The sequence below is a fragment of the Burkholderia sp. lig30 genome (assembly GCF_000687455.2).
Classification (GTDB): Bacteria; Pseudomonadota; Gammaproteobacteria; order Burkholderiales; family Burkholderiaceae; genus Burkholderia.
This window is the reverse complement of sequence record NZ_JGVW01000085.1, coordinates 22366-46416: the sequence shown is the minus strand read 5'-3', so window position 1 is coordinate 46416 and position 24051 is coordinate 22366. Positions and strand designations below refer to the sequence as shown.

General features: G+C 68.4%; 23 protein-coding genes. 17 read left to right on the top strand and 6 right to left on the bottom strand.

Annotation, left to right across the window (positions count from 1 at the left end; genetic code table 11):
• The first annotated feature begins 318 nt into the window (after positions 1 to 318).
• On the top strand, positions 319 to 1461 hold the full coding sequence (pbpG, locus tag LIG30_RS15640; RefSeq protein ID WP_038713516.1) for a D-alanyl-D-alanine endopeptidase: 1143 nt from the start codon (positions 319 to 321) through the stop codon (positions 1459 to 1461).
• Positions 1462 to 1534: 73 nt separating this feature from the next.
• On the opposite strand, the gene LIG30_RS15635 is transcribed toward pbpG, so the two are convergent.
• Entirely contained in the window at positions 1535 to 2347 is an 813-nt protein-coding gene (locus LIG30_RS15635; protein WP_038713515.1) for an IclR family transcriptional regulator, read from the bottom strand.
• A 180-nt stretch (positions 2348 to 2527) separates the two neighbouring features.
• Between LIG30_RS15635 and LIG30_RS15630 the strand changes: the two genes are divergently transcribed.
• From LIG30_RS15630 to iscX, 12 genes are all read left to right on the top strand, one after another.
• A complete protein-coding gene (locus tag LIG30_RS15630; RefSeq protein WP_038713514.1) occupies positions 2528 to 3250 on the top strand; it encodes a (Fe-S)-binding protein in 723 nt (240 codons plus the stop codon).
• 40 nt (positions 3251 to 3290) lie between these two features.
• Positions 3291 to 4703 (top strand): lactate utilization protein B, encoded by a 1413-nt coding sequence (locus tag LIG30_RS15625; protein WP_038713513.1) that lies wholly within the window; start codon positions 3291 to 3293, stop codon positions 4701 to 4703.
• A 135-nt stretch (positions 4704 to 4838) separates the two neighbouring features.
• The gene (locus tag LIG30_RS15620) at positions 4839 to 5066 is read left to right on the top strand and encodes a hypothetical protein (protein WP_038713569.1); all 228 of its coding nucleotides are present in this window, start codon (positions 4839 to 4841) and stop codon (positions 5064 to 5066) included.
• Positions 5067 to 5169: 103 nt separating this feature from the next.
• Positions 5170 to 5652: a low molecular weight protein-tyrosine-phosphatase gene (locus LIG30_RS15615; RefSeq protein ID WP_038713512.1), complete on the top strand. Its 483-nt coding sequence runs from the start codon at positions 5170 to 5172 to the stop codon at positions 5650 to 5652.
• A gap of 108 nt (positions 5653 to 5760) precedes the next feature.
• A complete protein-coding gene (gene iscR / locus LIG30_RS15610; RefSeq protein WP_038713511.1) occupies positions 5761 to 6300 on the top strand; it encodes a Fe-S cluster assembly transcriptional regulator IscR in 540 nt (179 codons plus the stop codon).
• Between the two features lie 63 nt (positions 6301 to 6363).
• A complete protein-coding gene (locus tag LIG30_RS15605; protein WP_038713510.1) occupies positions 6364 to 7587 on the top strand; it encodes an IscS subfamily cysteine desulfurase in 1224 nt (407 codons plus the stop codon).
• 55 nt (positions 7588 to 7642) lie between these two features.
• The gene (gene iscU, locus LIG30_RS15600; RefSeq protein WP_038713509.1) at positions 7643 to 8050 is read left to right on the top strand and encodes a Fe-S cluster assembly scaffold IscU; all 408 of its coding nucleotides are present in this window, start codon (positions 7643 to 7645) and stop codon (positions 8048 to 8050) included.
• 62 nt (positions 8051 to 8112) lie between these two features.
• On the top strand, positions 8113 to 8436 hold the full coding sequence (gene iscA / locus LIG30_RS15595; protein WP_038713568.1) for an iron-sulfur cluster assembly protein IscA: 324 nt from the start codon (positions 8113 to 8115) through the stop codon (positions 8434 to 8436).
• 96 nt (positions 8437 to 8532) lie between these two features.
• The gene (gene hscB / locus LIG30_RS15590; RefSeq protein WP_038713508.1) at positions 8533 to 9060 is read left to right on the top strand and encodes a Fe-S protein assembly co-chaperone HscB; all 528 of its coding nucleotides are present in this window, start codon (positions 8533 to 8535) and stop codon (positions 9058 to 9060) included.
• A gap of 55 nt (positions 9061 to 9115) precedes the next feature.
• On the top strand, positions 9116 to 10984 hold the full coding sequence (gene hscA, locus LIG30_RS15585; RefSeq protein ID WP_038713507.1) for a Fe-S protein assembly chaperone HscA: 1869 nt from the start codon (positions 9116 to 9118) through the stop codon (positions 10982 to 10984).
• A gap of 88 nt (positions 10985 to 11072) precedes the next feature.
• A complete protein-coding gene (fdx, locus tag LIG30_RS15580) occupies positions 11073 to 11414 on the top strand; it encodes an ISC system 2Fe-2S type ferredoxin (protein WP_038713506.1) in 342 nt (113 codons plus the stop codon).
• A gap of 14 nt (positions 11415 to 11428) precedes the next feature.
• A complete protein-coding gene (gene iscX, locus LIG30_RS15575; protein WP_038713505.1) occupies positions 11429 to 11638 on the top strand; it encodes a Fe-S cluster assembly protein IscX in 210 nt (69 codons plus the stop codon).
• 118 nt (positions 11639 to 11756) lie between these two features.
• Here iscX and LIG30_RS15570 read toward each other — a convergent pair whose 3' ends face one another.
• The 5 genes from LIG30_RS15570 to LIG30_RS15545 form a co-directional block, all read right to left on the bottom strand.
• Positions 11757 to 12545 (bottom strand): glycine zipper 2TM domain-containing protein, encoded by a 789-nt coding sequence (locus LIG30_RS15570; RefSeq protein ID WP_038713504.1) that lies wholly within the window; start codon positions 12543 to 12545, stop codon positions 11757 to 11759.
• Between the two features lie 272 nt (positions 12546 to 12817).
• Entirely contained in the window at positions 12818 to 14344 is a 1527-nt protein-coding gene (lysS, locus tag LIG30_RS15565; protein ID WP_038713503.1) for a lysine--tRNA ligase, read from the bottom strand.
• Between the two features lie 73 nt (positions 14345 to 14417).
• Positions 14418 to 15522 (bottom strand): peptide chain release factor 2 gene (prfB, locus tag LIG30_RS26395; protein ID WP_152986107.1). Its coding sequence is split into 2 segments (ribosomal slippage): positions 14418 to 15440 and positions 15442 to 15522, totalling 1104 coding nucleotides; the frame shifts between segments, so codons are not numbered across the junction.
• Positions 15523 to 15702: 180 nt separating this feature from the next.
• Positions 15703 to 17400, bottom strand: coding sequence for a single-stranded-DNA-specific exonuclease RecJ (gene recJ, locus LIG30_RS15550; protein WP_038713501.1), 1698 nt, complete (start codon positions 17398 to 17400; stop codon positions 15703 to 15705).
• 11 nt (positions 17401 to 17411) lie between these two features.
• Entirely contained in the window at positions 17412 to 18479 is a 1068-nt protein-coding gene (locus tag LIG30_RS15545) for a regulator (protein WP_152986106.1), read from the bottom strand.
• A 149-nt stretch (positions 18480 to 18628) separates the two neighbouring features.
• Here LIG30_RS15545 and LIG30_RS15540 point away from each other — a divergent pair, with 149 nt between their 5' ends.
• The 4 genes from LIG30_RS15540 to LIG30_RS15525 all read left to right on the top strand — a co-directional run bounded on the left by LIG30_RS15540 (position 18629) and on the right by LIG30_RS15525 (position 24021).
• Positions 18629 to 19882, top strand: a complete 1254-nt coding sequence (locus tag LIG30_RS15540; protein ID WP_038713499.1) for a lipoprotein-releasing ABC transporter permease subunit — start codon at positions 18629 to 18631, stop codon at positions 19880 to 19882.
• The gene (lolD, locus tag LIG30_RS15535; protein WP_051995040.1) at positions 19875 to 20627 is read left to right on the top strand and encodes a lipoprotein-releasing ABC transporter ATP-binding protein LolD; all 753 of its coding nucleotides are present in this window, start codon (positions 19875 to 19877) and stop codon (positions 20625 to 20627) included. Before LIG30_RS15540 ends, lolD begins: the two co-directional genes overlap by 8 nt.
• An 82-nt stretch (positions 20628 to 20709) precedes the next feature.
• Positions 20710 to 21498 carry a TatD family hydrolase gene (locus LIG30_RS15530; protein ID WP_038713497.1) on the top strand — a complete coding sequence of 263 codons (789 nt, stop codon included), beginning with the start codon at positions 20710 to 20712 and terminating at the stop codon, positions 21496 to 21498.
• A gap of 57 nt (positions 21499 to 21555) precedes the next feature.
• Positions 21556 to 24021 (top strand): ComEC/Rec2 family competence protein, encoded by a 2466-nt coding sequence (locus tag LIG30_RS15525; RefSeq protein WP_038713496.1) that lies wholly within the window; start codon positions 21556 to 21558, stop codon positions 24019 to 24021.
• Positions 24022 to 24051: the final 30 nt, after the last annotated feature.

The following is a 24051-nucleotide window of genomic DNA, read 5'->3' as shown; positions in this document are numbered from 1 at the left end:
TCGATGTGTGGTCGCCGCAGCCCGGGCCGCGCGCCGTTTTGCTTGCCGATTGCCGAATACGTAGCCGGATACGTAGTTTTCCCGCTTTAAATTGTCCTCAAAGTGACGTTATCTCAATTATCCGGGTGGTAATCGGGAGACGGCGCTATGAGGCGAGACCATCATGAGATTGGGCGATGGAGGCGGGGAGTCGATCGATTTCATTCGGGTCGACTCTTACAGTCCGGTTTAAAGACAATCGGTAAGTGTCTAATATTGCTTATTTTTTCAGCCTTAACTACACTTGCGGAAACCTCCCGCCGCTTTGTCCAGACCCCAATGAAAGCCGAATTGTTTTCACCGCGCAGAATGTTGCAGAGCATGGCGCTCAGCACCGCGGTCTCGGTTGCCGTCGCCGTGCTGTCGGCCACCGCCGCCATCGTGCCCGCCGATGCGTTTGCCGCGACTGCGAAATCGTCCCACCCGGCCGCCAAGAAGAAGGTGGCGGCTTCGTCCGCGAAAAAATCGGTGAAGACGGCCGACGCCGCCGCCGACGCGCCGCGCGCGAAGGCGACGCGCAAGCGCGTCACGCTCGCCGCGAACGCGCGCGGCCATCATGCCGCGGTGCGCAAGGTCGCGTTCCAGCCGCGCCAGCCGTCGGCCGGCCAGGCCTTCGGCCTGCATGACACGCCCGACGCGCTCGCGCTGCGCTCGAGCGTCGCCTACGTCGTCGACCAGAACTCGAACGAGCCGCTGTTCGACAAGAATTCGCATGCGGTCGTGCCGATCGCGTCGATCACGAAGCTGATGACGTCGATGGTCGCGCTCGATTCGAAGCTGCCGCTTGGCGACCAGATCGAAGTGACCGATGAAGACCGCGACTACGAGAAGGGCACCGGTTCGCGCCTGTCGGTCGGTTCGGTGCTGTCGCGCGAGGACATGCTGCACATCGCGCTGATGGCGTCGGAAAACCGCGCGGCGGCGGCGCTGTCGCGCTACTACCCGGGCGGCCGGCCGGCGTTCATCGCGGCGATGAACGCGAAGGCGAAGGCGCTCGGCATGAACGACACGCACTTCGAGAATTCGACCGGCCTGTCGAGCCAGAACGTGTCGAGCGCGCGCGATCTCGTGAAGATGGTTGACGCGGCGTACCAGTACCCGCTGATCCGGAAGTTCTCGACCGACCGCAGCTACGAGGTGAACACCGGCAAGCGCACGCTCGCGTACAACAGCACGAATGCGCTCGTGCGCAATTCGAATTCGACGTGGGACATCGGTCTGCAGAAGACCGGCTTCATCAACGAGGCGGGCGAGTGCCTCGTGATGCAGGCGACGATCCACGGCCGTGCGATGGTGATGGTGCTGCTGGATTCGTATGGCAAGTATTCGCGCTTCGCCGATGCGGTGCGGCTGCGCAACTGGCTGGACAACGGCGGCGGCGACCGACTGACGGCCGCCAATTCGCCGAACGGCGGCACCTGAGCCGGCGCGCCGGCGTCCCCGCCAACGAAAAGCCCCGCAGTCGCGGGGCTTTTTCATGCTGCGCGCGGCGGGCTCACGCCTGCCGTTGCACGCCGCCCACCGCTTCCTTCGCGGGCTCGGGGCGATAGCCGAGCGATTCGGAAATGGTCAGTGCGGTGCGGCTCAACTGGCCGAGCCACGCGTCCTGCAGACGGTCGGCCGGCGCCGACAGCGACAGCCCCGCGACCAGCTTGCCCGAGTCGTCGTAGATGCCCGCGGCGATACAGCGCACGCCCAGTTCCAGTTCCTCGTTGTCGCGCGCGCACGATTGCTGGCGCACGAGCGTCAGCTCGCGCTCGAGCTTCGTGAGGTCGGTGATGCTGTTCTGCGTATGGCCGGCGAGGCCCGTGCGCGTCGCGTATGCGCGCACCCGTGCGGTTTCGTCCGCGGCGAGGAACAGCTTGCCGACCGACGTGAGGTGCAGCGGCGCGCGGCCGCCGATCGCCCGCACCACCTGCATGCCCGAGCGCTCCGAATACGCGCGCTCGATATAGACGATCTCGTCGCCCTGGCGCACCGACAGGTTCACGGTCTGGCCGGTGAGGCGGTGCAGCTCGCGCATCGGCATCAGCGCGGCGTCGCGCACCGACAGGCGCGCCTTCACCAGGTTGCCGAGCTCCAGCAGGCGCATGCCGAGGCGGTAGGTGCCCGGGTCGGAGCGATCGACCAGGCGGCAGGTCACCATGTCGTTCAGGATGCGGTGCGCGGTCGACGGGTGCAGCTCGGTGCGCTGCGCCAGTTCTTTCAGGCTGACCGGGTCGCTGTGCGAGGCAAGCGCGTCCAGCAGTCGCATCATGCGTTCGATCACCTGGATCGACGTCTTGGAATCCGGAGTCGGGTTGCTCATCTTCGGGGGGGCGGTTGGCGCGTCAAGCGGTATTGGGGGTGATTGTATCTCGTATGGTGAAAAAAGCGAACGGCGTTCGAGGAATTCCTCGCCCGCGCCTGATTCACATCCTTCCGGAATGGCGTTGGTCTTGCCGGGGAAACGGCGGATAATGAGCGCGGTTTACTCGAAGGAGCGTCTATGCGAGTCGGTTTGTTCGTGACCTGTCTGGTCGATCTGATGCGTCCCGAAATCGGTTTTTCGGCGCTCAAGCTGATTCGGGAGGCCGGATTCGAAGTGATCGTGCCGCCCGCGCAGACCTGCTGCGGGCAGCCGGCCTACAACTCCGGCGACCGCGCGCTCGCGCGCGACCTCGCGGAAAAGACGCTGCGCGAATTCGAGCAGTTCGACTATGTCGTCGCGCCGTCGGGCTCGTGCGGCGGCATGATCCGCACGCACTACGGCGACCTGTTTCGCGACGATCCGGAGCTGATGGGGCGCTACGAACGGTTGCAGCAGAAGGTCTACGAGCTGACCGACTTCCTCGCCAGCGTTGCGAAGGTCGCGCTCGAGCCCGGCGAATTCACGGGGCCCGTCACCTATCACGACGCCTGCTCCGGGCTGCGCGAGCTGGGCGTGAAGGCGCAGCCGCGCGCGCTGCTCGCGCAGCGCGGGGTGGCCATCACCGAGATGAAGGACTGCGAGCACTGCTGCGGCTTCGGCGGCACGTTCGCGGTCAAGTACGGCGGCATCTCGACGGCGATCGCCGACGAGAAATGCGCGAATATCCACGCGTCGGGCGCGGGCGCCGTGGTGGCTGGCGATCTGGGCTGCATGCTGAACATCGAAGGGCGGTTGCGCCGCACCGGCGACCGCGACACGCGCGTGCTGCACATCGCGCAGGTGCTGGCGGGCGACGTCTGAGCGCCGCCGGGTCCCGTATCCTTTTCTTCCCGAATCCGCGATGCAAGTCCAATCGATGCATTTCAAGGCGCGTGCCGGCCAGAAGCTCGCCGACCAGCGCCTGCAGGAAAACCTGAAGAAGCTGTCGACGAAGTTCGTGTCCGCGCGCGCCGACGCGATGACGCAGATCGACTTCCCGGCCACGCGCGCGGCGCTCAAGGCGCGCCGCAACCGCGCGCTCGAGAACCTCGACGTCTGGCTCGAGACGTTCGAGCGCGAGGCGGCGCGGCGCGGCACGACGGTGCTGTTCGCCGAGACGACGGCCGACGCCGCGCGGCTCGTCGCCGACATCGCGCGCCGTCACGACGTGAAGAAGGTCATCAAGACCAAGTCGATGGTGTCCGAGGAAATGCGCCTGAACGCGGTGCTCGCCGAGATGGGCGTGCAGTCGATCGAGACGGATCTCGGCGAGTACATCCTGCAGATCAACGACAGCGAGCCGCCGAGCCACATCATCGCGCCGGTGGTGCACAAGGACAAGGACGAAATCGCCGACCTGTTCGCGCGCACGCACCACCGCGCGCGCCTCACCGAGATTCCGGACATGACGCGCGAGGCGCGCGAGGTGCTGCGTCCGCACTTCCTGTCGGCCGACATGGGCGTGACGGGCGGCAACTTCGTGATCGCCGAGACGGGCTCGGTCGCGCTCGTGACGAACGAGGGCAACGAGGGGATGTGCACGGTGATGCCGCGCGTGCATGTCGCCGTGACCGGCATCGAGAAGGTGCTGCCGACGCTCGAGGACCTGGCGACCGCGATGCGCCTCCTGCCGCGCTCGGCGACCGGCCAGAAGACGTCGAACTACTTCTCGCTGCTGACGGGGCCGCGCCAGCCGGGCGACGAGGACGGCCCGGAGCACAACTATGTGGTGCTCGTCGACGGTGGCCGCACGGGCCTCATCGGCGGTGCGTTCCAGGAGATGCTGCGCTGCATTCGCTGCGGCGCGTGCATGAATCACTGCCCGGTGTACCAGAAGGTCGGCGGCCATACGTACGGCTGGGTCTATCCGGGGCCGATGGGCTCCGTGCTGACGCCGAGCTACGTCGGGCTCGACCGTGCGCTCGACCTGCCGCAGGCGGCGACGCTGTGCGGCGAGTGCGACAGTGTCTGCCCGGTCGGCATCCCGTTGTCGCATCTGTTGCGCACGCTGCGCGAGAAGCAGGTCGAGCGGCATCTGCGGCCGTGGCGCGAGCGCGCCGGGCTTGCCGCCTGGGGGTTCCTGGCCCGCCATCCGACGCTCTATGCGCTGACGACGAAGCTCGCGGTGCGGATCCTCGAGCGGCTGGGCGGCGACAGCGGCATGCTGCGGCGTCTGCCGCTGATGGGCGGCTGGATGGACACCCGCGACCTGCCGGTGCCGACCGGGCGGACTTTCCGCGAGCTGTACGCCGCGTCGCGCAGCCATCTCGGCTGACGGCTGCGACTGTTTATCGCAGGGCAACACTCAGTTCGCTATTCAGGCATTTATCGTGATAGATGCGATCTATAGAATTTGATCTGCAGGCTCCGGACGAAGATCCGGGGCATCAGTCAAAGAGGTCGCATCATGATGAAAAAGACAATATCGATGTACTGGCCGTTGGCGATCATCGTACCGCTGGCGGCAGCCGCCTATCTCCATGCCGCGGGCGACATGCCGTCGCGCGGCCCGATCGCGGTTCACCAGGCGTCCGCCGAACTGGCGCGCGCGGTGTCGTTCGGGCTGGTCGGTGAAGCTGCGAAGCCGCTGCCTGCCGCAACCGGCGACGTGCCGCTCGCCACGTCGAAGTCGCTTTGACGCAGGTCGCCGCCGCCGTGCGACGCGCAGCGCGTTCGGGCGCCTGTTTGTATAATGGCGCGTTCCCCTTCGTCGCGGCGCGCCGCGGATTTCCGTGAGTGCGATGACCCGCGTTGCGATCTGTTTCGTCTGCCTCGGCAACATCTGCCGCTCGCCTACGGCCGAGGGCGTGATGCGCCATCAGGTGGAGGCCGCCGGGCTGGGCGAGTGGATCGAGATCGACTCCGCCGGCACCGGCGACTGGCATGTCGGCGAGCCGCCGGACGCGCGGGCACAGGCGGCGGCGCTCGCGCGCGGCTATGACCTGTCGGCGCTGCGCGCGCGGCAGGTGGGCGCGGCCGATTTCGAACGTTTCGACTTCATCCTCGCGATGGACGCGGCGAACCTCGCGGAATTGCACCGTCGCTGCCCGCCCGCGCATCGCGGCAAGGTGCGGCTCCTGATGGAGTTCGCAAGCGGCGTGCCGGAGCAGGAAGTCGCCGACCCGTATTTCGGCGGCGCGCAGGGTTTCGAACAGGTGCTGGATCAGTGCGAGGCCGCCTGCGAAGGGCTGCTCGGCACGCTGCGGCAACGCGCGGCACGCTGATTTCGTTAACCGCTTCGCGAATACCCTGTCCTCAATAGGGATACTTGACTAAATTCGTCAAATATTTATACTTGACCAAAATCGTCAAGATTGCAGTCCCCTAACACCATGAGACTCACCACCAAAGGCCGTTTCGCCGTCACGGCGATGATCGACTTGGCACTGCGCCAGGAGCAGGGTCCGGTGACGCTTGCAGGCATCAGCCAGCGCCAGCGGATTTCGCTCTCGTACCTCGAACAGCTGTTCGGCAAGCTGCGCAGGCATGAAATCGTCGAATCCGTGCGTGGCCCGGGCGGCGGTTACAACCTCGCGCGCCGCGCGCAGGACGTGACGGTCGCCGACATCATCATTGCAGTCGATGAGCCGCTCGACGCGACGCAGTGCGGCGGCAAGGGCGCGTGCGACGGCTCGAAGCAGCCCGACGGCCATTGCATGACGCACGAGCTGTGGGCGACGCTCAACCAGAAAATGGTCGAATACCTCGATTCGGTGTCGCTGCAGGATCTCGTCGATCAGCAGCGCGCGCGTGAAGGCGTGCCCACGGTGCTGCGCGACAGGCGCGCGCCGGAGTCCGTCGCCGCGCCCGCCGAGCCGGTGCGCACGATCCCGCTCGGCCCGAATTCGGTGTTCAACATCGCGAGCTCGTGAGCGCGAAGACAGCCCGCCGAACCCACATAGCATAGTCCCCGCACAGAATACCCGGAGCGATAGATGAACCAACAGACTCTCCACCTGCCCATCTACATGGATTACAGCGCGACGACGCCGGTCGACCCGCGCGTGGTCGACAAGATGGTGCCGTATCTGCGCGAGCAGTTCGGCAACCCGGCATCGCGCAGCCACGCATACGGCTGGGATGCGGAGCGCGCTGTCGAAGAGGCCCGCGAGCAGGTGGCCGCGCTCGTCAACGCCGACCCGCGCGAAATCATCTGGACCTCCGGCGCGACCGAGTCGGACAACCTCGCGATCAAGGGCGCCGCGCACTTCTATCAGGGCAAGGGCAAGCACATCGTGACGGTGAAGACCGAGCACAAGGCCGTGCTCGACACCTGCCGCGAACTCGAGCGCGAAGGCTTCGAGGTGACCTACCTGGACGTGAAGGAAGACGGCCTGCTCGACCTCGACGCGTTCAAGGCCGCGCTGCGCCCGGACACGATCCTCGTGTCGGTGATGCACGTCAACAACGAGATCGGCGTGATCCAGGACATCGAGACGATCGGCGAGATCTGCCGCGAGAAGGGCATCGTCTTCCACGTCGACGCCGCGCAGTCGACGGGCAAGGTCGAGATCGACCTCGCGAAGCTGAAGGTCGACCTGATGTCGTTCTCCGCGCACAAGACCTACGGCCCGAAGGGCATCGGCGCGCTGTACGTGCGCCGCAAGCCGCGCGTGCGTATCGAGGCGCAGATGCACGGCGGCGGCCACGAGCGCGGCATGCGCTCGGGCACGCTGGCGACGCACCAGATCGCCGGCATGGGCGAGGCGTTCCGCATCGCCAGGGAAGAAATGGCGACCGAGAACGAGCGCATCCGTGCGCTGCGCGACAAGCTGCTGCGCGGGCTCTCGGAGATCGAGGAAACCTACGTGAACGGCGACCTCGAGCGCCGTATCCCGCACAACCTGAACATCAGCTTCAACTTCGTCGAAGGCGAGTCGCTGATCATGGCGATCAAGGACGTCGCGGTGTCGTCGGGCTCCGCGTGCACGTCGGCGTCGCTGGAACCGTCGTACGTGCTGCGTGCGCTCGGCCGCAACGACGAGCTGGCGCACAGCTCGATCCGCTTCACGGTCGGCCGCTTTACGACGGAACAGGAAGTGGACTACGTGATCAATCTGCTGAAGAGCAAGATCGCGAAGCTGCGCGAACTGTCGCCGCTCTGGGAAATGCACCAGGAAGGCATCGATCTGTCGACGATCGAGTGGGCGGCGCACTGAATATTTCGCGGGCGGATTGACGCACGCAGATGTAACGAGTCAAGGAGTCTGAGTCATGTCTTACAGCAACAAGGTTCTGGATCACTACGAAAACCCGCGCAACGTCGGCTCGTTCGCGAAGGACGACGACGCGGTCGGCACCGGCATGGTCGGTGCGCCGGCGTGCGGCGACGTGATGAAGCTGCAAATCCGCGTGGGTGCGGACGGCGTGATCGAGGACGCGAAGTTCAAGACCTACGGTTGCGGCTCGGCGATCGCGTCGAGCTCGCTCGTGACCGAATGGGTGAAGGGCAAGACGCTCGACGAGGCGCTCTCGATCAAGAACACGCAGATCGCCGAGGAACTGGCGCTGCCGCCCGTGAAGATCCATTGTTCGATCCTCGCGGAAGACGCGATCAAGGCAGCCGTGGCGGACTACAAGAAGCGCCACGACGGCACGGAAGGCGATCAGGCAGCAGCCTGAGCGGCATCGAGCGACTGAGCTAGAACGTGCGCGCCGCGATCGGCGCGTGCGGCAAGGACATCATGGCAATTACACTGACCGAAAAAGCAGCGCAACACGTCCAGAAGTATCTGGTCCGGCGCGGCAAGGGGCTGGGCCTGCGGCTCGGCGTGCGTACGACAGGCTGTTCCGGCCTCGCGTACAAGCTCGAATATGTGGACGAGCTGGCGCCCGAGGATCAGGTGTTCGAGAGCCATGGCGTGAAGGTCATCGTCGATCCGAAGAGCCTCGCGTACATCGACGGCACCGAGCTGGATTTCGCGCGCGAAGGCCTGAACGAAGGGTTCAAGTTCAACAACCCGAACGTGAAGGACGAGTGCGGTTGCGGCGAATCGTTCCGAGTGTGACGGTGCGATCCGCGCGATGCGGGCAAGAGGCGGCACATGCCGCCTTTTTAATGCGCGGCGTTTGCCGCGCGACGAACCAGGATTGAACGACACGCGATGGTCTCGCTGAACGACAGCCACTTCGACCTGTTCCACCTGCCGGCGCAGTTCGCGCTCGACGATGCGGCGCTCGACACCGCTTACCGGACGGTGCAGACGCAGGTGCATCCGGACCGCTTCGCCGCGGCGGGCGACGCGCAGAAGCGCATCGCGATGCAATGGGCGACGCGCGCGAACGAGGCGTATCAGACGCTGCGCGATCCGCTCAAGCGCGCGACCTACCTGCTGTCGCTGCGCGGCGTGGATATCGGCGCGGAGAACAACACGGCGATGGAGCCGGCGTTCCTGATGCAGCAGATGGAGTGGCGCGAGGGCATCGAGGATGCCGCCGCCGCGCGCAACGTCGCCGCGCTCGATGCGCTGCTCGCCGAGCTGCGCGACGAGAAGCGCGCGCGCTTCGCGCGCCTCGGCACGCTGCTCGACAGCGGCGCGGATCAGGCGGCCGCCGAGGCGGTGCGCCAATTGATGTTCATCGAGCGCGTCGGGTCGGAAGTGGGCGCGCAGATCGAGCGTCTCGAACATTAACCGCGTGCCTCGCGGCACGCAGCCAAGCGGAGCGCGAGCTCCCGAACGAACCAAGATGGCTTTACTGCAAATCTCCGAACCGGGCATGGCGCCGGCGCCGCACCAGCGGCGGCTCGCCGTCGGGATCGATCTCGGCACGACGAATTCGCTCGTCGCTGCCGTGCGCAACAGCGTGCCGGAAGTGCTGCCGGACGACGAGGGCCGCGTGCTGCTGCCGTCGGTGGTGCGTTACCTGGAGAAGGGCGGCCGCCGGATCGGCCATACGGCCAAGGAAGAGGCCGCGCGCGATCCGCGCAACACGATCGTGTCGGTCAAGCGCTTCATGGGCCGCGGCAAGGCGGAAGTCGAAGGCGCGGTGAATGCGCCGTACGAATTCGTCGATGCGCCGGGCATGGTGCAGATCCGCACCGTCGACGGCGTGAAGAGCCCGGTCGAGGTATCCGCCGAGATTCTCGCGACGCTGCGCCAGCGCGCCGAAGACACGCTTGGCGACGAGCTGGTCGGCGCGGTGATCACGGTGCCCGCGTATTTCGACGACGCGCAGCGCCAGGCGACCAAGGACGCCGCGCGGCTCGCCGGCCTGAACGTGCTGCGCCTGTTGAACGAGCCGACCGCGGCGGCGATCGCCTACGGTCTCGACAATGCGGCGGAAGGCTTGTACGCGGTGTACGACCTTGGCGGCGGCACGTTCGACCTGTCGATCCTGAAACTGACGAAGGGCGTGTTCGAAGTGCTGGCTGCGGGGGGCGATTCCGCGCTCGGCGGCGACGATTTCGACCACGCGCTGTTCGAACACGTGCTCGCGCAGGCCGGCATCGATGCGAAGACGCTCGCGCCCGAGGACGTGCGCCTGCTGCTCGATCGCGTGCGGCAACTGAAGGAAGCGCTGTCGAGCGCGCCGCAAGCGCCGCTCGACGTCGTGCTGTCGACGGGCGCGCATCTCGCGCAGACGGTCACGCACGACACGTTCGCGGCGCTCGTCGAACCGCTCGTGCGTCGCACGCTGACGCCGACCCGCAAGGCGTTGCGCGACGCGCAGGTCGCGCCCGCCGACATCAAGGGCGTGGTGCTGGTCGGCGGCGCGACGCGCATGCCGGTGATTCGCGAGGCGGTTGCGACGTATTTCGGCCAGCCGCCGCTCGTCAATCTCGACCCGGACCAGGTCGTCGCGCTCGGCGCGGCGATCCAGGCCGACATGCTCGCCGGCAACCGCGGCAGCGGCGACGACTGGCTGCTGCTCGACGTGATTCCGCTGTCGCTCGGCGTCGAGACGATGGGGGGACTCGTCGAGAAGATCATTCCGCGCAATTCGACGATTCCGATCGCACGCGCGCAGGAATTCACGACCTTCAAGGACGGCCAGACCGCGATGGCGATCCACGTCGTGCAGGGCGAGCGCGAGCTCGTCGCCGACTGCCGGTCGCTCGCACGCTTCGAGCTGCGCGGCATCCCGCCGATGACGGCCGGCGCGGCCCGCATTCGCGTGACCTACCAGGTCGACGCGGACGGCCTGCTGTCCGTGTTCGCGCGCGAGCAGCACTCCGGCGTCGAGGCGTCGGTCGTCGTGAAGCCGTCGTACGGCCTCGCCGACGACGATATCGCGAAGATGCTCGAGGAGAGCTTCAAGACGGCCGAAATCGACATGCGCGCCCGTGCGCTGCGCGAGGCGCAGGTCGAGGCCGAGCGGATGATCGAGGCGACCGAAGCGGCGCTGGCCGCCGACGGCGAACTGCTCGATGCGGCGGAACGCGCGGAAGTCGATGCATGCGTCGCGGCGCTGCGCACGGTCGCGCAGGGCGACGACGCCGGTGCGATCGAAGCGGCGACCAAGACGCTTGCCGAAGGCACCGACGAATTCGCCGCGCGCCGGATGGACAAGAGCATCAAGCGCGCGCTCGCCGGCCGCCGGCTCGACGAGATCTGAACGAACGACATGCGTGCCGGCCGATGGCGGCCGGCGCTATGATGAATGGTGCGGCGCATCGCGCCGCACGTAGACTGACGGAACGGACATGCCTCAACTGGTGGTGCTGCCTCACGTCGAACTGTGCCCGGAAGGCGCGGTGATCGACGCGACGCCCGGCAAGAGTATTTGCGACAACCTGCTCGACAACGGCATCGAGATCGAGCATGCGTGCGAGAAGTCGTGCGCGTGCACGACGTGCCACGTGGTGATCCGCGAGGGCTTCAACGATCTCGATCCGTCCGAGGAGGACGAGGACGACCTGCTCGACAAGGCGTGGGGGCTGGAGCCGACGTCGCGGCTGTCGTGCCAGGCGATGGTGAAGGACAACGTGGATCTGGTGGTCGAGATTCCGAAGTATTCGATCAACCACGCGAAGGAAAATCACTGACAGGAGAAGCGGCGATGAAATGGACCGATTCGCGCGAGATCGCGATCGCGCTGGCCGACACGCATCCGGACGTCGATCCGAAGGCGGTCAACTTCGTCGACCTGCGCACCTGGGTGCTCGAACTGGACGGTTTCGACGACGATCCGAAGCATTCCGGCGAGAAGATCCTCGAGGCGATTCAGGCGCACTGGATCGACGAATCGGACTTCGACGACGAAGACTGAGATTCGGGATCCGCGCCGGCGCGCATCGCCCGGCAGGAAAGACAACGGCTCGCGAGCGATCGCGAGCCGTTTTTGCGTGTGCGCCCCAGCCCGCGCATCGCGCGCGGGCAGCGGGGCGTTATGCGCCGACCAGCGTGCCGTTCTCGATCCGCACGCGCTGACCCTGGCCGAACGGCGGCGGGTTGTGGTACGTGAAGGTGCGGGTCGCGCCGTTTTCCATCTGGACCTGCACCTGGTATTCGGTATCGCTGCGCACCTGCTTTTCGACCTGGTTGCCCGCGAGGCCGCCACCGAGCGCGCCGAGCAGCGTCATCGCGGTGCGGCCGTTGCCGCGACCGAACTGGTTGCCGACCAGGCCGCCCGCCGCCGCGCCGCCGACCGCGCCGATGCCGGTGCTCTGGCCCGGCGTGCGGACCGACGTGATCGCGACGACCGTGCCGCAGCTCTGGCAGTAGGACGGCTGCTGCGAATAACCGCCGCCCGACTGCTGTTGTGCGTATTCGGGCGGCTGCGGCACCGTCGATGAATGGTGGCGGCGGTGCGTCGTGGCCGGGCGCGGGGCCGGCTGCGGCTGCGCTTGAGCCTGCGGCTGCGGCTGCGCTTGAGCCTGCGGCTGCGGCTGCGCGGCCGCCGGTTGCTGGATGCCCTGTCGGGCCGCCTGCTGCTGCGTCTGGGCGGCGAGCGCCGCGCTGGCAGGCGCTGCCGTGTCGATGGCCGGCTGCGACGCGATCAGCGCGGCCTGGGTCTGGCCGTTCTGCGCGTCGCCGCTGGTGGCCTTCGGAAACAGGCCGGTCACGGCCGCGGTCGCGGCGAGGCTCGCGATGATGACGGCGCCCGCCGCGGTCGCGACGAGCGGGTGAAGACGTTGCCGTTGCGTGTTGCTCTGGTTTTGGTTCTGGTTGTCCATTTTTCTCGCTCCTGGCGCACACGGACGTGCGCGATCTGGCACGAACCAGTGTGGTCCACGCGCGGGCAGGGCGGGGTATCAAGTTGTAACGATTCGCTGCCGGAGATCGCAGGCATTGGCGCCCGAAACCCGGCCGGGGCCGTCGGGAAGCGGAAATGAAAAGGGGGAGAGGATCGTTTGCCGGCGGACGCCGGCAGGCGGGATTTACGCGCGGTTACAAAGCCGCCGGCCGCACGCCGCCGCGTGGCGGGGCGTGCAGTCGGCGCAGCCGGTCAGTCCTCGCGGCGCAGGTGCGGGAACAGCAGCACGTCGCGGATCGTCGGGCTGTCGGTCAGCAGCATGACCAGGCGGTCGATGCCGATCCCGCAGCCGCCCGTCGGAGGCATGCCGTACTCGAGCGCGCGGATGTAGTCCGCGTCGAAGAACATCGCTTCCTCGTCGCCGGCATCCTTTTGCTCGACCTGCTTCTTGAAGCGTGCCGCCTGGTCTTCCGGATCGTTCAGCTCCGAGAAGCCGTTCGCGATCTCGCGGCCGGTCATGAACAGCTCGAAGCGCTCGGTGATGCCCGGCACCGTGTCCGATGCGCGCGCGAGCGGCGACACCTCGATCGGGTAATCGATGATGAAGGTCGGCTCCCACAGCTGCGCTTCGGCCGTTTCCTCGAACAGCGCGAGCTGAAGCGCGCCGATGCCTGCGTTCAGGAACGCCGGCTGCGTCACGTCGACACCGAGGCGCTTCAGTTCGCTGCGCACGTAGGCGTCGTCCGACAGCTGGCCGTCGGTGTACTGCGGCGCGAATTTCTGGATCGCCTGCGTGATCGTCAGGCGATGGAACGGCTTCGCGAGGTCGAGCTCGCGGCCCTGGTACTGGATCGTCGCGGTGCCGAGCGCGTCGATCGCCGCCTGGCGGATCAGCTGCTCGGTGAAGTCCATCAGCCAGCGGTAGTCGGTGTACGCGGCGTAGAACTCCATCATCGTGAATTCCGGATTGTGACGCGGCGACACGCCCTCGTTCCGGAAATTGCGGTTGATCTCGAACACGCGCTCGAAGCCGCCGACGACCAGCCGCTTCAGGTACAGCTCCGGCGCGATGCGCAGGAACATCTGCATGTCGAGCGCGTTGTGGTGCGTGACGAACGGCTTCGCGGTCGCGCCGCCCGGAATCGGGTGCAGCATCGGCGTTTCGACTTCCATGAAGTCGGCGTCGCCCATGAACTTGCGGATCGACGCGATCGTCTTCGTGCGCGCACGGAACGTGTTGCGCGTCTCCGGCGTGACGATCAGGTCGACGTAACGCTGGCGGTAGCGCATTTCCTGGTCGGCGAGGCCGTGGAACTTGTCCGGCATCGGGCGCAGCGCCTTCGACAGCAGGCGCAGCTCCGTGCACTTGACCGACAGCTCGCCCTTGTTGGTGCGGAACAGCTCGCCGCGCGCGGCGACGATGTCGCCGAGATCCCATTTCTTGAACGCGTCGTAGGTTTCCGCGCCGACATCGTTCGGCGTCACGAAGAACTGGATCTGGCCCGACCCGTCCTGCACCGTCGCGAAGCTGGCCTTGCCCATCACGCGCTTGAGCATCATGCGGCCGGCGATCGCGACGTGTTGCGGGCTCGCCTCGAGCGCTTCCTTGTCCGTGTCCGCATAGGTGGCCTGCAGGTCGGCCGCGTGATGGGTCGGGCGGAAGTCGTTCGGGTAGGCGATGCCTTGCTCGCGCAATGCGTGCAGCTTCTCGCGGCGTTCGGCAATGATCTGGTTTTCGTCCGCCGCGACGGCGGGCTGCGTTTGGGTCGGTTCGGTCATGATGGTCGGGATTCGGTGTGGGTGCGGCAACGCAAGCGGGAGAGGGCGGCGCGGCAGGGCCGCGCCGCGGCGCTTACACGCCCTGTTTCAGGCTCGCGCCGATGAAGTCGTCGAGATCGCCGTCGAGCACCGCTCTCGTGTTGCTCATTTCGACGTTCGTGCGCAGGTCCTTCACACGGCTCTGGTCGAGCACGTACGAGCGGATCTGGTGGCCCCAGCCCACGTCGGTCTTGCTCGATTCGAGCTTGTCCTGCTCGGCCTGGCGCTTGCGCAGCTCGGCCTCGTACAGCCGCGACTTCAGCATCGCCATCGCTTCGGCGCGGTTGCGGTGCTGCGAGCGGTCGTTCTGGCACTGAACGACGATGCCGGTCGGCATGTGCGTGATCCGCACCGCGGAGTCGGTCTTGTTGATGTGCTGGCCGCCCGCGCCCGATGCGCGGTACGTGTCGATGCGCAGATCGGCCGGGTTGACCTCGACTTCGATCGAGTCGTCGATTTCCGGATAGACGAACACCGACGAGAACGACGTGTGGCGCCCGCCCGACGAATCGAACGGCGACTTCCGCACGAGGCGGTGAATGCCCGTTTCGGTGCGCAGGTAGCCGTACGCGTATTCGCCCGAGACCTTGATCGTCGCGTTCTTGATGCCGGCGACGTCGCCGTCGGATTCTTCGAGCACTTCGGCCTTGAAGCCCTTGCGCTCGCAGTAGCGCAGGTACTGGCGCAGCAGCATCGATGCCCAGTCGCACGCCTCGGTGCCGCCAGCGCCGGCCTGGATGTCGATGAAGCAGTTGTTCGGGTCGGCCGGGTTCGAGAACATCCGGCGGAACTCGATGTCGGCGACGCGCAGTTCCAGCGCGGCGGCCTCGCCTTCGCTCGCGACGAGGGTGTCCTCGTCGTTTTCCTCGTGCGCGAGGTCGAACAGGTCCTGCGCGTCGCGCAGGTCGTTGTCCAGCGCGCTCAGCGTCGTCACGACGCCTTCCAGCAACTTCTTCTCACGACCGAGCGCCTGCGCGTTCTTCGAGTCGTTCCAGACGTTGGGATCTTCGAGTTCCTTGTTGACTTCGGCTAGACGCGCAGACTTGGCGTCGTAGTCAAAGATACCCCCGAAGCTCGCCCGCGCGGCGGCGCAGGTCGAGCAGAGAGCTTTCGATCGCGTTGAGACGTTCCGCTTCCATGATCGTTTCGCTTTTCGTGCTTCGTAAAAAAGCGGAATTATAGCCGATCGGGGCATCCGCCCGGCGACGACGGCGCGCCGCAGGCAGGCGGCCGCGCCCCGGCGGGCAAGGCGCGTTCCTCAGTCCTCGAGAAATTCCGTCCGGCGGCCGGCGCAAGCCGGTTATCGGCGCGAACGGGCCCTAATGCGCCGCGTGCTCGACGATCAGCTGCACGCGCGTCACGCCGTTCCAGGTGTCGCTGACGAGGCGGTAGGCGAGCAGCGCGCGCGGCGGCAGCGGCTCGGTGTGGTTGAACCAGATCGCGTTGAAGCGCTGGCGGCCGCGCACCAGCTGCAGCTTCAGGTGCTTGTCCTTCACGAGCGCCTGCGACGCGACGTCGAATTCGCCGGAGAAAAGCGGCGCCGGAAAGCCCTGGCCCCACACCGCGGCGTCGAGCAGCTCGACGAACTGCGGCGTGAAGTACGCGTCTTCGAGCTCGCCGTCGGTTTCGATCACGCGGGCGAGCGCGTCGTCCGACAGCCACTCGCGCGCAACCTTCTCGAACGCGGCGGCGAAGCGCGGCACGTTCCGCGCGTCGAGCGTGACGCCCGCCGCCATCGCGTGGCCGCCGAACGCGACGAGCAGGTCCGGCTCGCGCTTCGACACGAGATCGAGCGCGTCGCGCAGATGGAAGCCGGGGATCGACCGTCCGGAGCCCTTGACCCGTTCGCCGTGCTCGTCCGCGTGCGCGAACGTAAACGACGGGCGGTGGAATTTCTCCTTCAGCCGCCCGGCGACGATGCCGATCACGCCCTGGTGCCATTCGGGGTTGAACAGCGTGATCGAGCACGCGTCGGCCGGATCGACGGCGGCGAGGTCGGCGAGCGCCTGCTGCTGCATGCCGGCCTCGATTTCGCGGCGTTCGCGGTTCATCGCGTCGAGCTGCTGCGCGAGTTCCCACGCGCGGCCGATGTCGTCGGTGATCAGGCACTCGATGCCGAGCGACATGTCCGACAGGCGGCCGGCGGCGTTCAGCCGCGGGCCGAGGCCGAAGCCGAGATCGAAGCCCGACGCGGTGCGCGCGTCGCGGCCCGCCGCGCGGAACAGCGCGGCGATCCCCGGCTGCATGCGGCCGTTGCGGATGCGGTGCAGCCCCTGCGCGACGAGCACCCGGTTGTTGCCATCGAGCCGCACGACGTCGGCGACGGTGCCGAGCGCGACGAGATCGAGCAGGCCGTCGAGGCGCGGCTCGGCGTCCTTGCTGGCGAACGCGCCGCGCCGGCGCAGCTCCGCGCGCAGCGCGAGCAGCACGTAGAACATCACGCCGACGCCGGCGACGTGCTTGCTCGGGAACGTGCAGCCGGGCTGGTTCGGGTTGACGATCGCGCGCGCGGCGGGCAGCGCGTCGCCGGGCAGATGGTGATCGGTCACCAGCACGTCGATGCCGCGCGCGTTCGCGGCCTCGACGCCCGCGACGCTCGCGATGCCGTTGTCGACCGTGATCAGCAGGTCGGGCCGGCGCGTCGCGGCCAGCTCGACGATCTCGGGCGTGAGGCCGTAGCCGTACTCGAAGCGGTTCGGCACCAGGTAGTCGATCTGTGCGCCGAACATCCGCAGGCCGCGCACCGCGACTGCGCAGGCGGTCGCGCCGTCGCAGTCGTAGTCGGCGACGACCAGCAGGCGGCGCTGTTCGGCGATCGCGTCGGCAAGCAGCGCGGCGGCGTCGGCGCAGCCTTTCAGTTCGGTGGGCGGGACAAGCCGCGCGAGCGCGGTCTCGATGTCGGCGGGCGACGTGACGCCGCGCGACGCGAACAGGCGCGCGAGCACCGGATGCACGCCGTGGCGCGCGAGCGCCTCGGCATCGGCGGGCGCGACGGAACGTTGAACGATACGGGTCATGCTCGGGCGGGTTATTCGAACAGGGAGGCGAGCGCGCGGCGGCGCCAGAACTTGCGCAGGTCGCCGCGCGTCGTGCGCAGCGTCACCGAGCTGGTGTCGCCGCACAGGGTGAGGTCGAGGCTCGTTAGCTCGCCGCGTGAAAGCGCCGCGAGCGCGGGCGCGAACCAGTCGCGTTCCAGCGCGTCGAGCGCCGCGTGCCAGCGCGCCCAGTCCTGCTCGATGAACGGGGCGGTGAGCGTCGACAGCTCGACGAGCGTCGCGCCATCGGCGGGCGCGCCGAGCGCGTCGAACCGGGCCGGCGGCGCGCCGGTGTCGGCCTGGCCGGCGCGCGCGAGGCCGAGCGCCGCGGGCGAATCCGACAGCACGCGGGCGAACGGCCGGCCGACCGGTTTCAGCACGCCCTGCGCGTGGAACCAGATCGAGTTGACGGCGGGTAGCCCGCGCGCCTCGCGGGCCTCGTTGACGGGATGCTGGAACCACGCCATCTGCACTTCGTTCTGCAGCTTCATCCAGACGCGCGAGCGTTCGCCCGTGTGCGCCTCGTGCGGCAGCCAGATCTCGATGTTGCGCCCGCTCGCGCGCAGCGGCGCGGCGCCCGCGAGAGGGCGGAACTGTTCGCTCGACAGATACCAGCGGGTCGGGCAGGGCGCTTCGAGCCGCACCCCCAGCTCCTCGATCAGCGGCCGGGCGACGGCGAGCAGCGCGGCGGCCTCGTCGTCGCCGAGCGCAAGCGCGGCCGGGTCGACGAGCACCAGATGGTCGTGCGCGATCTGCACGTGCACGGGCTCGACGCACGCCCACGCGTGCTCGCCGGGGTCGCCGCCGTCGGCGAGCAGCATGTAGGGCGCGAGCGGCGCCTCGTCGGCGGCGTTGCCCGGCGCCGCGCCGAACCGGTGGGCGAGCCAGCGCTCGTGCGGCAGCGTGCGCTGGAAGTCCTCGCCGGCCACCCGCTCGACGAGGCTGGCGCGCGACAGCAACTTTTCGAGCGCGGGGCTGTCCAGGGTGTGCAGGGACGAGGCGGCATCGGCCGCGGCCGGCAGCGCGAAGGGGACGAGAAAATGGAGGCGTCGGTCGTGCATGATGGTGCGCATTGTATGGCAAACTGCGCGCGTGATCGGGCCGGTCGACGGCCCGCCTGCGCACGGCGGCCGTTTTCCGTCCCGCGCGGGCCGAACGCGAGCCGGGTGATGGACCGCCCGATTCGCCGCAACCAGCAGAAAGGATTCGCTTGAAAGTTCCATACGAATGGCAGATCGGCTGGCGCTATACGCGCGCCGGCAAACGCACGACCGGCAACGGTTTCATTTCCTTCATCGCGCTCGTCTCGATGCTCGGCATCGCGCTTGGCGTCGCAGCGCTGATCGTCGTGCTGTCGGTGATGAACGGCTTCCAGAAGGAGGTGCGCGACCGCATGCTGTCGGTGCTCGCGCACGTCGAGGTGTTCTCGCCGACGGGCGCGATGCCCGACTGGCAAATGACTGCGAAGGAAGCGCGCCTGAATCCGTCGGTGATCGGCGCGGCGCCGTATGTCGACGCGCAGGCGCTGCTCACCCGCCAGGACGCGGTCAACGGCGTGATGCTGCGCGGCGTCGAGCCGTCGCTCGAGCCGCAGGTGTCGGAGGTCGGCAAGGACATGAAGGCCGGCGCGCTCGCGGCGCTCGTGCCGGGGCAGTTCGGCATCGTGCTCGGCGATGCACTCGCCGGCAATCTCGGCGTCACGGTCGGCGACAAGGTCACGCTCGTCGCGCCGGAAGGCACGATCACGCCGGCCGGGATGCTGCCGCGCCTGAAGCAGTTCACGGTGGTCGGCATCTTCGAGTCCGGGCATTACGAATACGACAGCAGCCTCGCGATGGTCAACATCCAGGATGCCGAGGCGCTGTTCCGCCTGCCCGCGCCGACCGGCGTGCGGCTGCGCCTGAAGGACATGCAGAAGGCGCCCGAGGTCGCGGTCGAGCTGTCGCGTTCGCTGTCGGGCAGCCTGTACATCCGCGACTGGACGCAGCAGAACAAGACGTGGTTCTCGGCGGTGCAGATCGAGAAGCGGATGATGTTCATCATCCTCACGCTGATCATCGCGGTGGCCGCGTTCAACCTCGTGTCGTCGCTCGTGATGACGGTGACCAACAAGCAGGCGGACATCGCGATCCTGCGCACGCTCGGCGCGCAGCCAGGCTCGATCATGAAGATTTTCGTCGTGCAGGGCGTGACGATCGGCTTCGTCGGCACGGCCGCAGGCGTCGCGCTCGGCTGCCTGATCGCGTGGAGCATCCCGTGGCTGATTCCGATGATCGAGCATGCGTTCGGCGTGCAGTTCCTGCCGCCGTCGGTGTACTTCATCAGCGAGTTGCCGTCCGAGCTGGTCGCGAGCGACGTGATCCGGATCGGCCTGATCGCGTTCGCGCTGTCGGCGGTCGCGACGCTGTATCCGAGCTGGCGCGGCGCGAAGGTGCGGCCGGCGGAGGCGCTGCGCTATGAATGACCGTGCCGTCGCTTTCTCTCATCAACAGGACAATCAAGGTTCGGCGGGTATGCAGGAATACGTGCTTCAGGCGCGCGGGATCACGAAGGCGTTCGTGCAGGGCGGCTTCAACGTGCAAGTGCTCAACAACACCGAGCTGTCGGTGCGGCGTGGCGAGAAGCTCGCGATCGTCGGCGCGTCCGGCTCCGGCAAAAGCACGCTCCTGCACGTGCTGGGCGGGCTCGACGAGCCGAGCGCGGGCCAGGTGTCGCTGCTCGGCAAGCCGTTTACGCAGCTCGCCGAGCGCGAGCGCAACGACCTGCGCAACCGCGCGCTCGGTTTCGTCTATCAGTTCCACCATCTGCTGCCGGAATTCTCCGCGCTCGACAACGTCGCGATGCCGCTGCGGATTCGCCGGATGACGACCGAGGATGCACGCCGCGAAGCGCAGGCGATGCTCGATCGGGTCGGGCTCGGCGGGCGCGCGAAGCATCGTCCGGGCGAGCTGTCCGGCGGCGAGCGGCAGCGCGTCGCGATCGCGCGCGCGCTCGTGACGAAGCCCGCGTGCGTGCTCGCCGACGAGCCGACCGGCAACCTCGACGGCGGCACGGCGGATACGGTGTTCAACCTGATGCTCGAATTGTCCGCGACGCTCGACACGAGCTTCGTGATCGTCACGCACGATACCGATCTCGCCGCGCGTTGCGACCGCATCATGCGGCTGCGTGACGGCGTGCTGTACGAGGAGCCGGCGGTGCCGGTCTGACGGGAAACGGCGGCTTGCGCGCGCGCCGCCCGCCGGGCGGGCGCCGGCGCGCCCGGGGCCGCGTCGCGAATTTTGACCTGACATGTGGATCGACACGCACTGCCATCTCGATGCTGCCGAGTTCGACGCCGACCGCGACGCGGTCGCGCAGGCGGCGCGCGATGCGGGCGTGTCGCGCATCGTGATCCCGAGCGTCGGGCGCGACAACTTCACGGCGGTGCGCGAGCTGGCGCACCGCACGCCGGGCGCCGTCTACATGCTCGGCATCCATCCGATGTATACGCCTCGCGCACGCGACGAGGATCTCGACCTGTTGCGGATGGAAATCGACGCGAGCCTCGACGATCCGTGTTTCGTCGGTATCGGCGAGATCGGTCTGGATGGTTTCGTGCCGGGGCTCGACGACGCGCGTCAGCAATTTTTTTACGACGCGCAACTGAAGCTCGCGCGCGACTTCGACCTGCCGGTGGTGTGCCATGTCCGCAAGTCGCAGGATCGCGTGCTGGCCGGGCTGCGCCGCTTCGGCGTGCGGCGCGGCATCGCGCATGCGTTCAACGGCAGCTTTCAGCAGGCGCACGCCTATCTCGCGCAGGGCGTCCATCTCGGCTTCGGCGGCAACATCACGTTCGAGCGCGCGCTGCAGATCCGCCGGCTGGCGGCGCAACTGCCGGTCGACGCGCTCGTGGTCGAGACCGATGCGCCCGACATCGCGCCCGAATGGCGCTACAACTCCCGCAATACGCCCGATCAGGTGCCGCGCATCGGCGACGTGCTCGCCGCGTTGCGCGGGATCGACGCGCACGCGCTCGCAGTATCCACTTCGGCCAACGCGCACGCCGCATTGCCGCGCCTCGCGCTTTTGTCCGCATAATCGCTTCGAACGGGCGCCGCTTCCGGAACGGCGGCGCGATGCCGGCGAGGAGGCGGGATGCGCGTAGGGTGGATGGCGTTCGCGCTCGGCGTCGTCGCGCTGCAGTGGCAGCCGGCGTTGCCGGGCGTCGCGGGCTGGCTGGGCGGCACGCTTGCGTGCGGTGGGCTGGCAGCAGGCGTGTGGTGCGCGCGCCGCACTGCGCGCACCCGCGCGACAGCGATGCTCGGCTGGCTCGCGTGCGCGGCGGCGGCGGGCCTGGCCGGGTTCGGGTATGCGGCGGCGCGCGCCGAATGGCGGTTGCGCGACGCGTTGCCGGTCGAGTGGGAAGGGCGCGACATCGTCGTCACCGGTGCAATCAGGGGGCTGCCGGCCGTCGACGACGCCGGCGCGCGGTTTCTGTTCGACGTCGAGTCGAACGATGCCGGCATCGCGCATTTTCCGCCGTCGATCCGTTTGAGCTGGCGCCACTACGGCGCGCGCGACGCGGCCGCGATCCCGGACCTGCGCGCCGCGCAACGCTGGCGCCTGACGGTGCGCCTGAAGCGGCCGCACGCAGAGGCCAACCCCCGTGTGCGCGACGGCGAAGCGGCGTGGCTGGCGGCCGGCGTGCGCGCGCTCGGTTACGTGACGCAGCCGCAGCGCGCCGAGCGGCTCGATGTGGATGCGCGCGGCGTCCGGGCGTCGGTCGACCGGTGGCGCACCGCCCTGCGCGAGCGCATCGCCGTGGCACTCGGGCCGGACGCGCGGCATCGCGGGATCGTCACGGCATTGGCGATCGGCGATCAGGCCGGCATCGGCGCCGACGACTGGCGCGTGCTGCGCGACACCGGCACCAGCCATCTGGTCGCGATCTCGGGGCTGCACATCGGTCTAGTCGGCGGGCTGGCCGGCTGGCTCGCGTCGGCGGGCTGGCCTCGTGTGCGCTGGCGCGGCTGGAGCGCGGCGCTCGTTGTCCCGGCGCCCTGCGCGGGCGCGCTCGCCGCGATGGCGGCGGCCGGCTGCTACGCGGCGCTCGCCGGTTTCAACGTGCCCGCGCAACGCGCGTGGTGGATGATCGCGGCGGCGAGCATCGCGTATCTCGCGGGGCGCAGCGCACCGGCATCGTCGCTGCTGTGCATCGCGCTCGGCGGCGTGCTGCTGGCCGATCCGTGGGCCGTCCTGTCCGCCGGGTTCTGGCTGTCGTTCGGCGCGGTCGGCGTGATCCTGCTCGCCGCGTCGGGCGTGCGTGCGCCCGACGGGCACGACGAGCCGGACGACGCAGGGTTCGGCGAGCGGCTGCGCGCGTGCTGCGCCCGAGCGGGCCGGCGCGTGGCCGGCGCCGCGCGCATCCAGTACGCGGTCACGATCGGCCTTGCGCCGCTGACCGCCGCATGGTTCGCGCAGATCTCCGTCGTCGGCCCGCTTGCCAACGCGTTCGCGATTCCGTGGGTCAGTTTCCTGGTGACGCCCGTGGTGCTCGCCGGCATCGTGCTGCCCGCGCCGCTCGACGTGCACGCGTTCCGGCTCGCGCACGCGCTGCTCGGGCCGATGGGTTCGGCCCTGGTCCGGCTCGCGGAGTGGCCGGGCAGCGTGCGGTGGCTGCCGATGCCGGGCGGGGCGGCGCTGGCGCTCGCGTGCGGCGGCGCGGTCTGGGCGCTGATGCCGCGCGGCTGGCCGCTGCGCTGGGCGGCGCCGATCACGTGGCTGCCGCTGCTCGCGCCGGCGTCCGACGCGCCGCGCGAAGGCGGCTTTCGCCTGACGGCGCTGGACGTCGGGCAGGGTTCGGCGGTGCTGGTCGAGACGGCGCGCCATGCGCTGCTGTTCGACGCGGGGCCGGGGCCGGAATCGTCCCATGCGGGCGAGCGGATCGTCACGCCGTTCCTGCGCGCGCACGGCATCCGCACGCTCGATGCGCTCGTGCTCAGCCATGCGGATGCGGATCATGCGGGCGGCGCGTCGGCCGTCTATGGCGCGGCCGACGTGCGTCTGCTGCTCGCCGGTCTGCCGCCGGCAAGCGGGCTCTGGCGAGCCGCGCAAGCGGCGGGCGTCGCCGCGCGCTTGCCGTGCGTGGCCGGGCAGCGCTGGACGTGGGACGGCGTGACGTTCTCGGTGCTGTGGCCGCACGGCGGTCCCGGCGGCGGGCCGTCGAACGCGCAGTCCTGCGTGCTGCGCGTGGACGCGGGCGGCACGTCGGCGCTGCTGACGGGCGACATCGACGCGCGCTCGGAGCGGCGGCTCGTTGACGCGGACCGCGACGCGCTCGCCGCGCAAATCCTCGTCGTCCCGCACCACGGCAGCCGCACGTCGTCGACCGAGCCTTTCCTCGACTCCGTCGGGCCGCGCGTCGCGGTATTTCAGGTAGGCTATCGGAATCGCTTCGGGCATCCGCACCCGACCGTCCGGGCGCGTTACGAAGGGCGCGGCATTCCGTTGCCACGCACCGATCGCGACGGCGCCGTGCGCATCGACGTCGCACCGGCGGGCGGCGGGTTCGCGCTCGAACGCTTCCGCGACACGCATCGCCGCTACTGGATGGGCCGCTGATGCGCGCCGCGGCACGACGACAGGAGACAT

Coding starts and splice junctions, on each gene's coding strand:
- LIG30_RS15620 (WP_038713569.1), top strand. CDS start 4,839: ATGAAAAAGACAATATCGATGTACTGGCCGTTGGCGATCATCGTACCG.
- lysS (WP_038713503.1), bottom strand. CDS start 14,344: ATGACCGAACCGACCCAAACGCAGCCCGCCGTCGCGGCGGACGAAAAC.
- lolD (WP_051995040.1), top strand. CDS start 19,875: ATGAATGACCGTGCCGTCGCTTTCTCTCATCAACAGGACAATCAAGGT.
- LIG30_RS15545 (WP_152986106.1), bottom strand. CDS start 18,479: ATGCACGACCGACGCCTCCATTTTCTCGTCCCCTTCGCGCTGCCGGCC.
- LIG30_RS15635 (WP_038713515.1), bottom strand. CDS start 2,347: ATGAGCAACCCGACTCCGGATTCCAAGACGTCGATCCAGGTGATCGAA.
- LIG30_RS15630 (WP_038713514.1), top strand. CDS start 2,528: ATGCGAGTCGGTTTGTTCGTGACCTGTCTGGTCGATCTGATGCGTCCC.
- iscX (WP_038713505.1), top strand. CDS start 11,429: ATGAAATGGACCGATTCGCGCGAGATCGCGATCGCGCTGGCCGACACG.
- LIG30_RS15525 (WP_038713496.1), top strand. CDS start 21,556: ATGCGCGTAGGGTGGATGGCGTTCGCGCTCGGCGTCGTCGCGCTGCAG.
- hscB (WP_038713508.1), top strand. CDS start 8,533: ATGGTCTCGCTGAACGACAGCCACTTCGACCTGTTCCACCTGCCGGCG.
- LIG30_RS15570 (WP_038713504.1), bottom strand. CDS start 12,545: ATGGACAACCAGAACCAAAACCAGAGCAACACGCAACGGCAACGTCTT.
- hscA (WP_038713507.1), top strand. CDS start 9,116: ATGGCTTTACTGCAAATCTCCGAACCGGGCATGGCGCCGGCGCCGCAC.
- iscR (WP_038713511.1), top strand. CDS start 5,761: ATGAGACTCACCACCAAAGGCCGTTTCGCCGTCACGGCGATGATCGAC.
- LIG30_RS15625 (WP_038713513.1), top strand. CDS start 3,291: ATGCAAGTCCAATCGATGCATTTCAAGGCGCGTGCCGGCCAGAAGCTC.
- fdx (WP_038713506.1), top strand. CDS start 11,073: ATGCCTCAACTGGTGGTGCTGCCTCACGTCGAACTGTGCCCGGAAGGC.
- pbpG (WP_038713516.1), top strand. CDS start 319: ATGAAAGCCGAATTGTTTTCACCGCGCAGAATGTTGCAGAGCATGGCG.
- LIG30_RS15605 (WP_038713510.1), top strand. CDS start 6,364: ATGAACCAACAGACTCTCCACCTGCCCATCTACATGGATTACAGCGCG.
- iscA (WP_038713568.1), top strand. CDS start 8,113: ATGGCAATTACACTGACCGAAAAAGCAGCGCAACACGTCCAGAAGTAT.
- recJ (WP_038713501.1), bottom strand. CDS start 17,400: ATGACCCGTATCGTTCAACGTTCCGTCGCGCCCGCCGATGCCGAGGCG.
- LIG30_RS15615 (WP_038713512.1), top strand. CDS start 5,170: ATGACCCGCGTTGCGATCTGTTTCGTCTGCCTCGGCAACATCTGCCGC.
- iscU (WP_038713509.1), top strand. CDS start 7,643: ATGTCTTACAGCAACAAGGTTCTGGATCACTACGAAAACCCGCGCAAC.
- LIG30_RS15530 (WP_038713497.1), top strand. CDS start 20,710: ATGTGGATCGACACGCACTGCCATCTCGATGCTGCCGAGTTCGACGCC.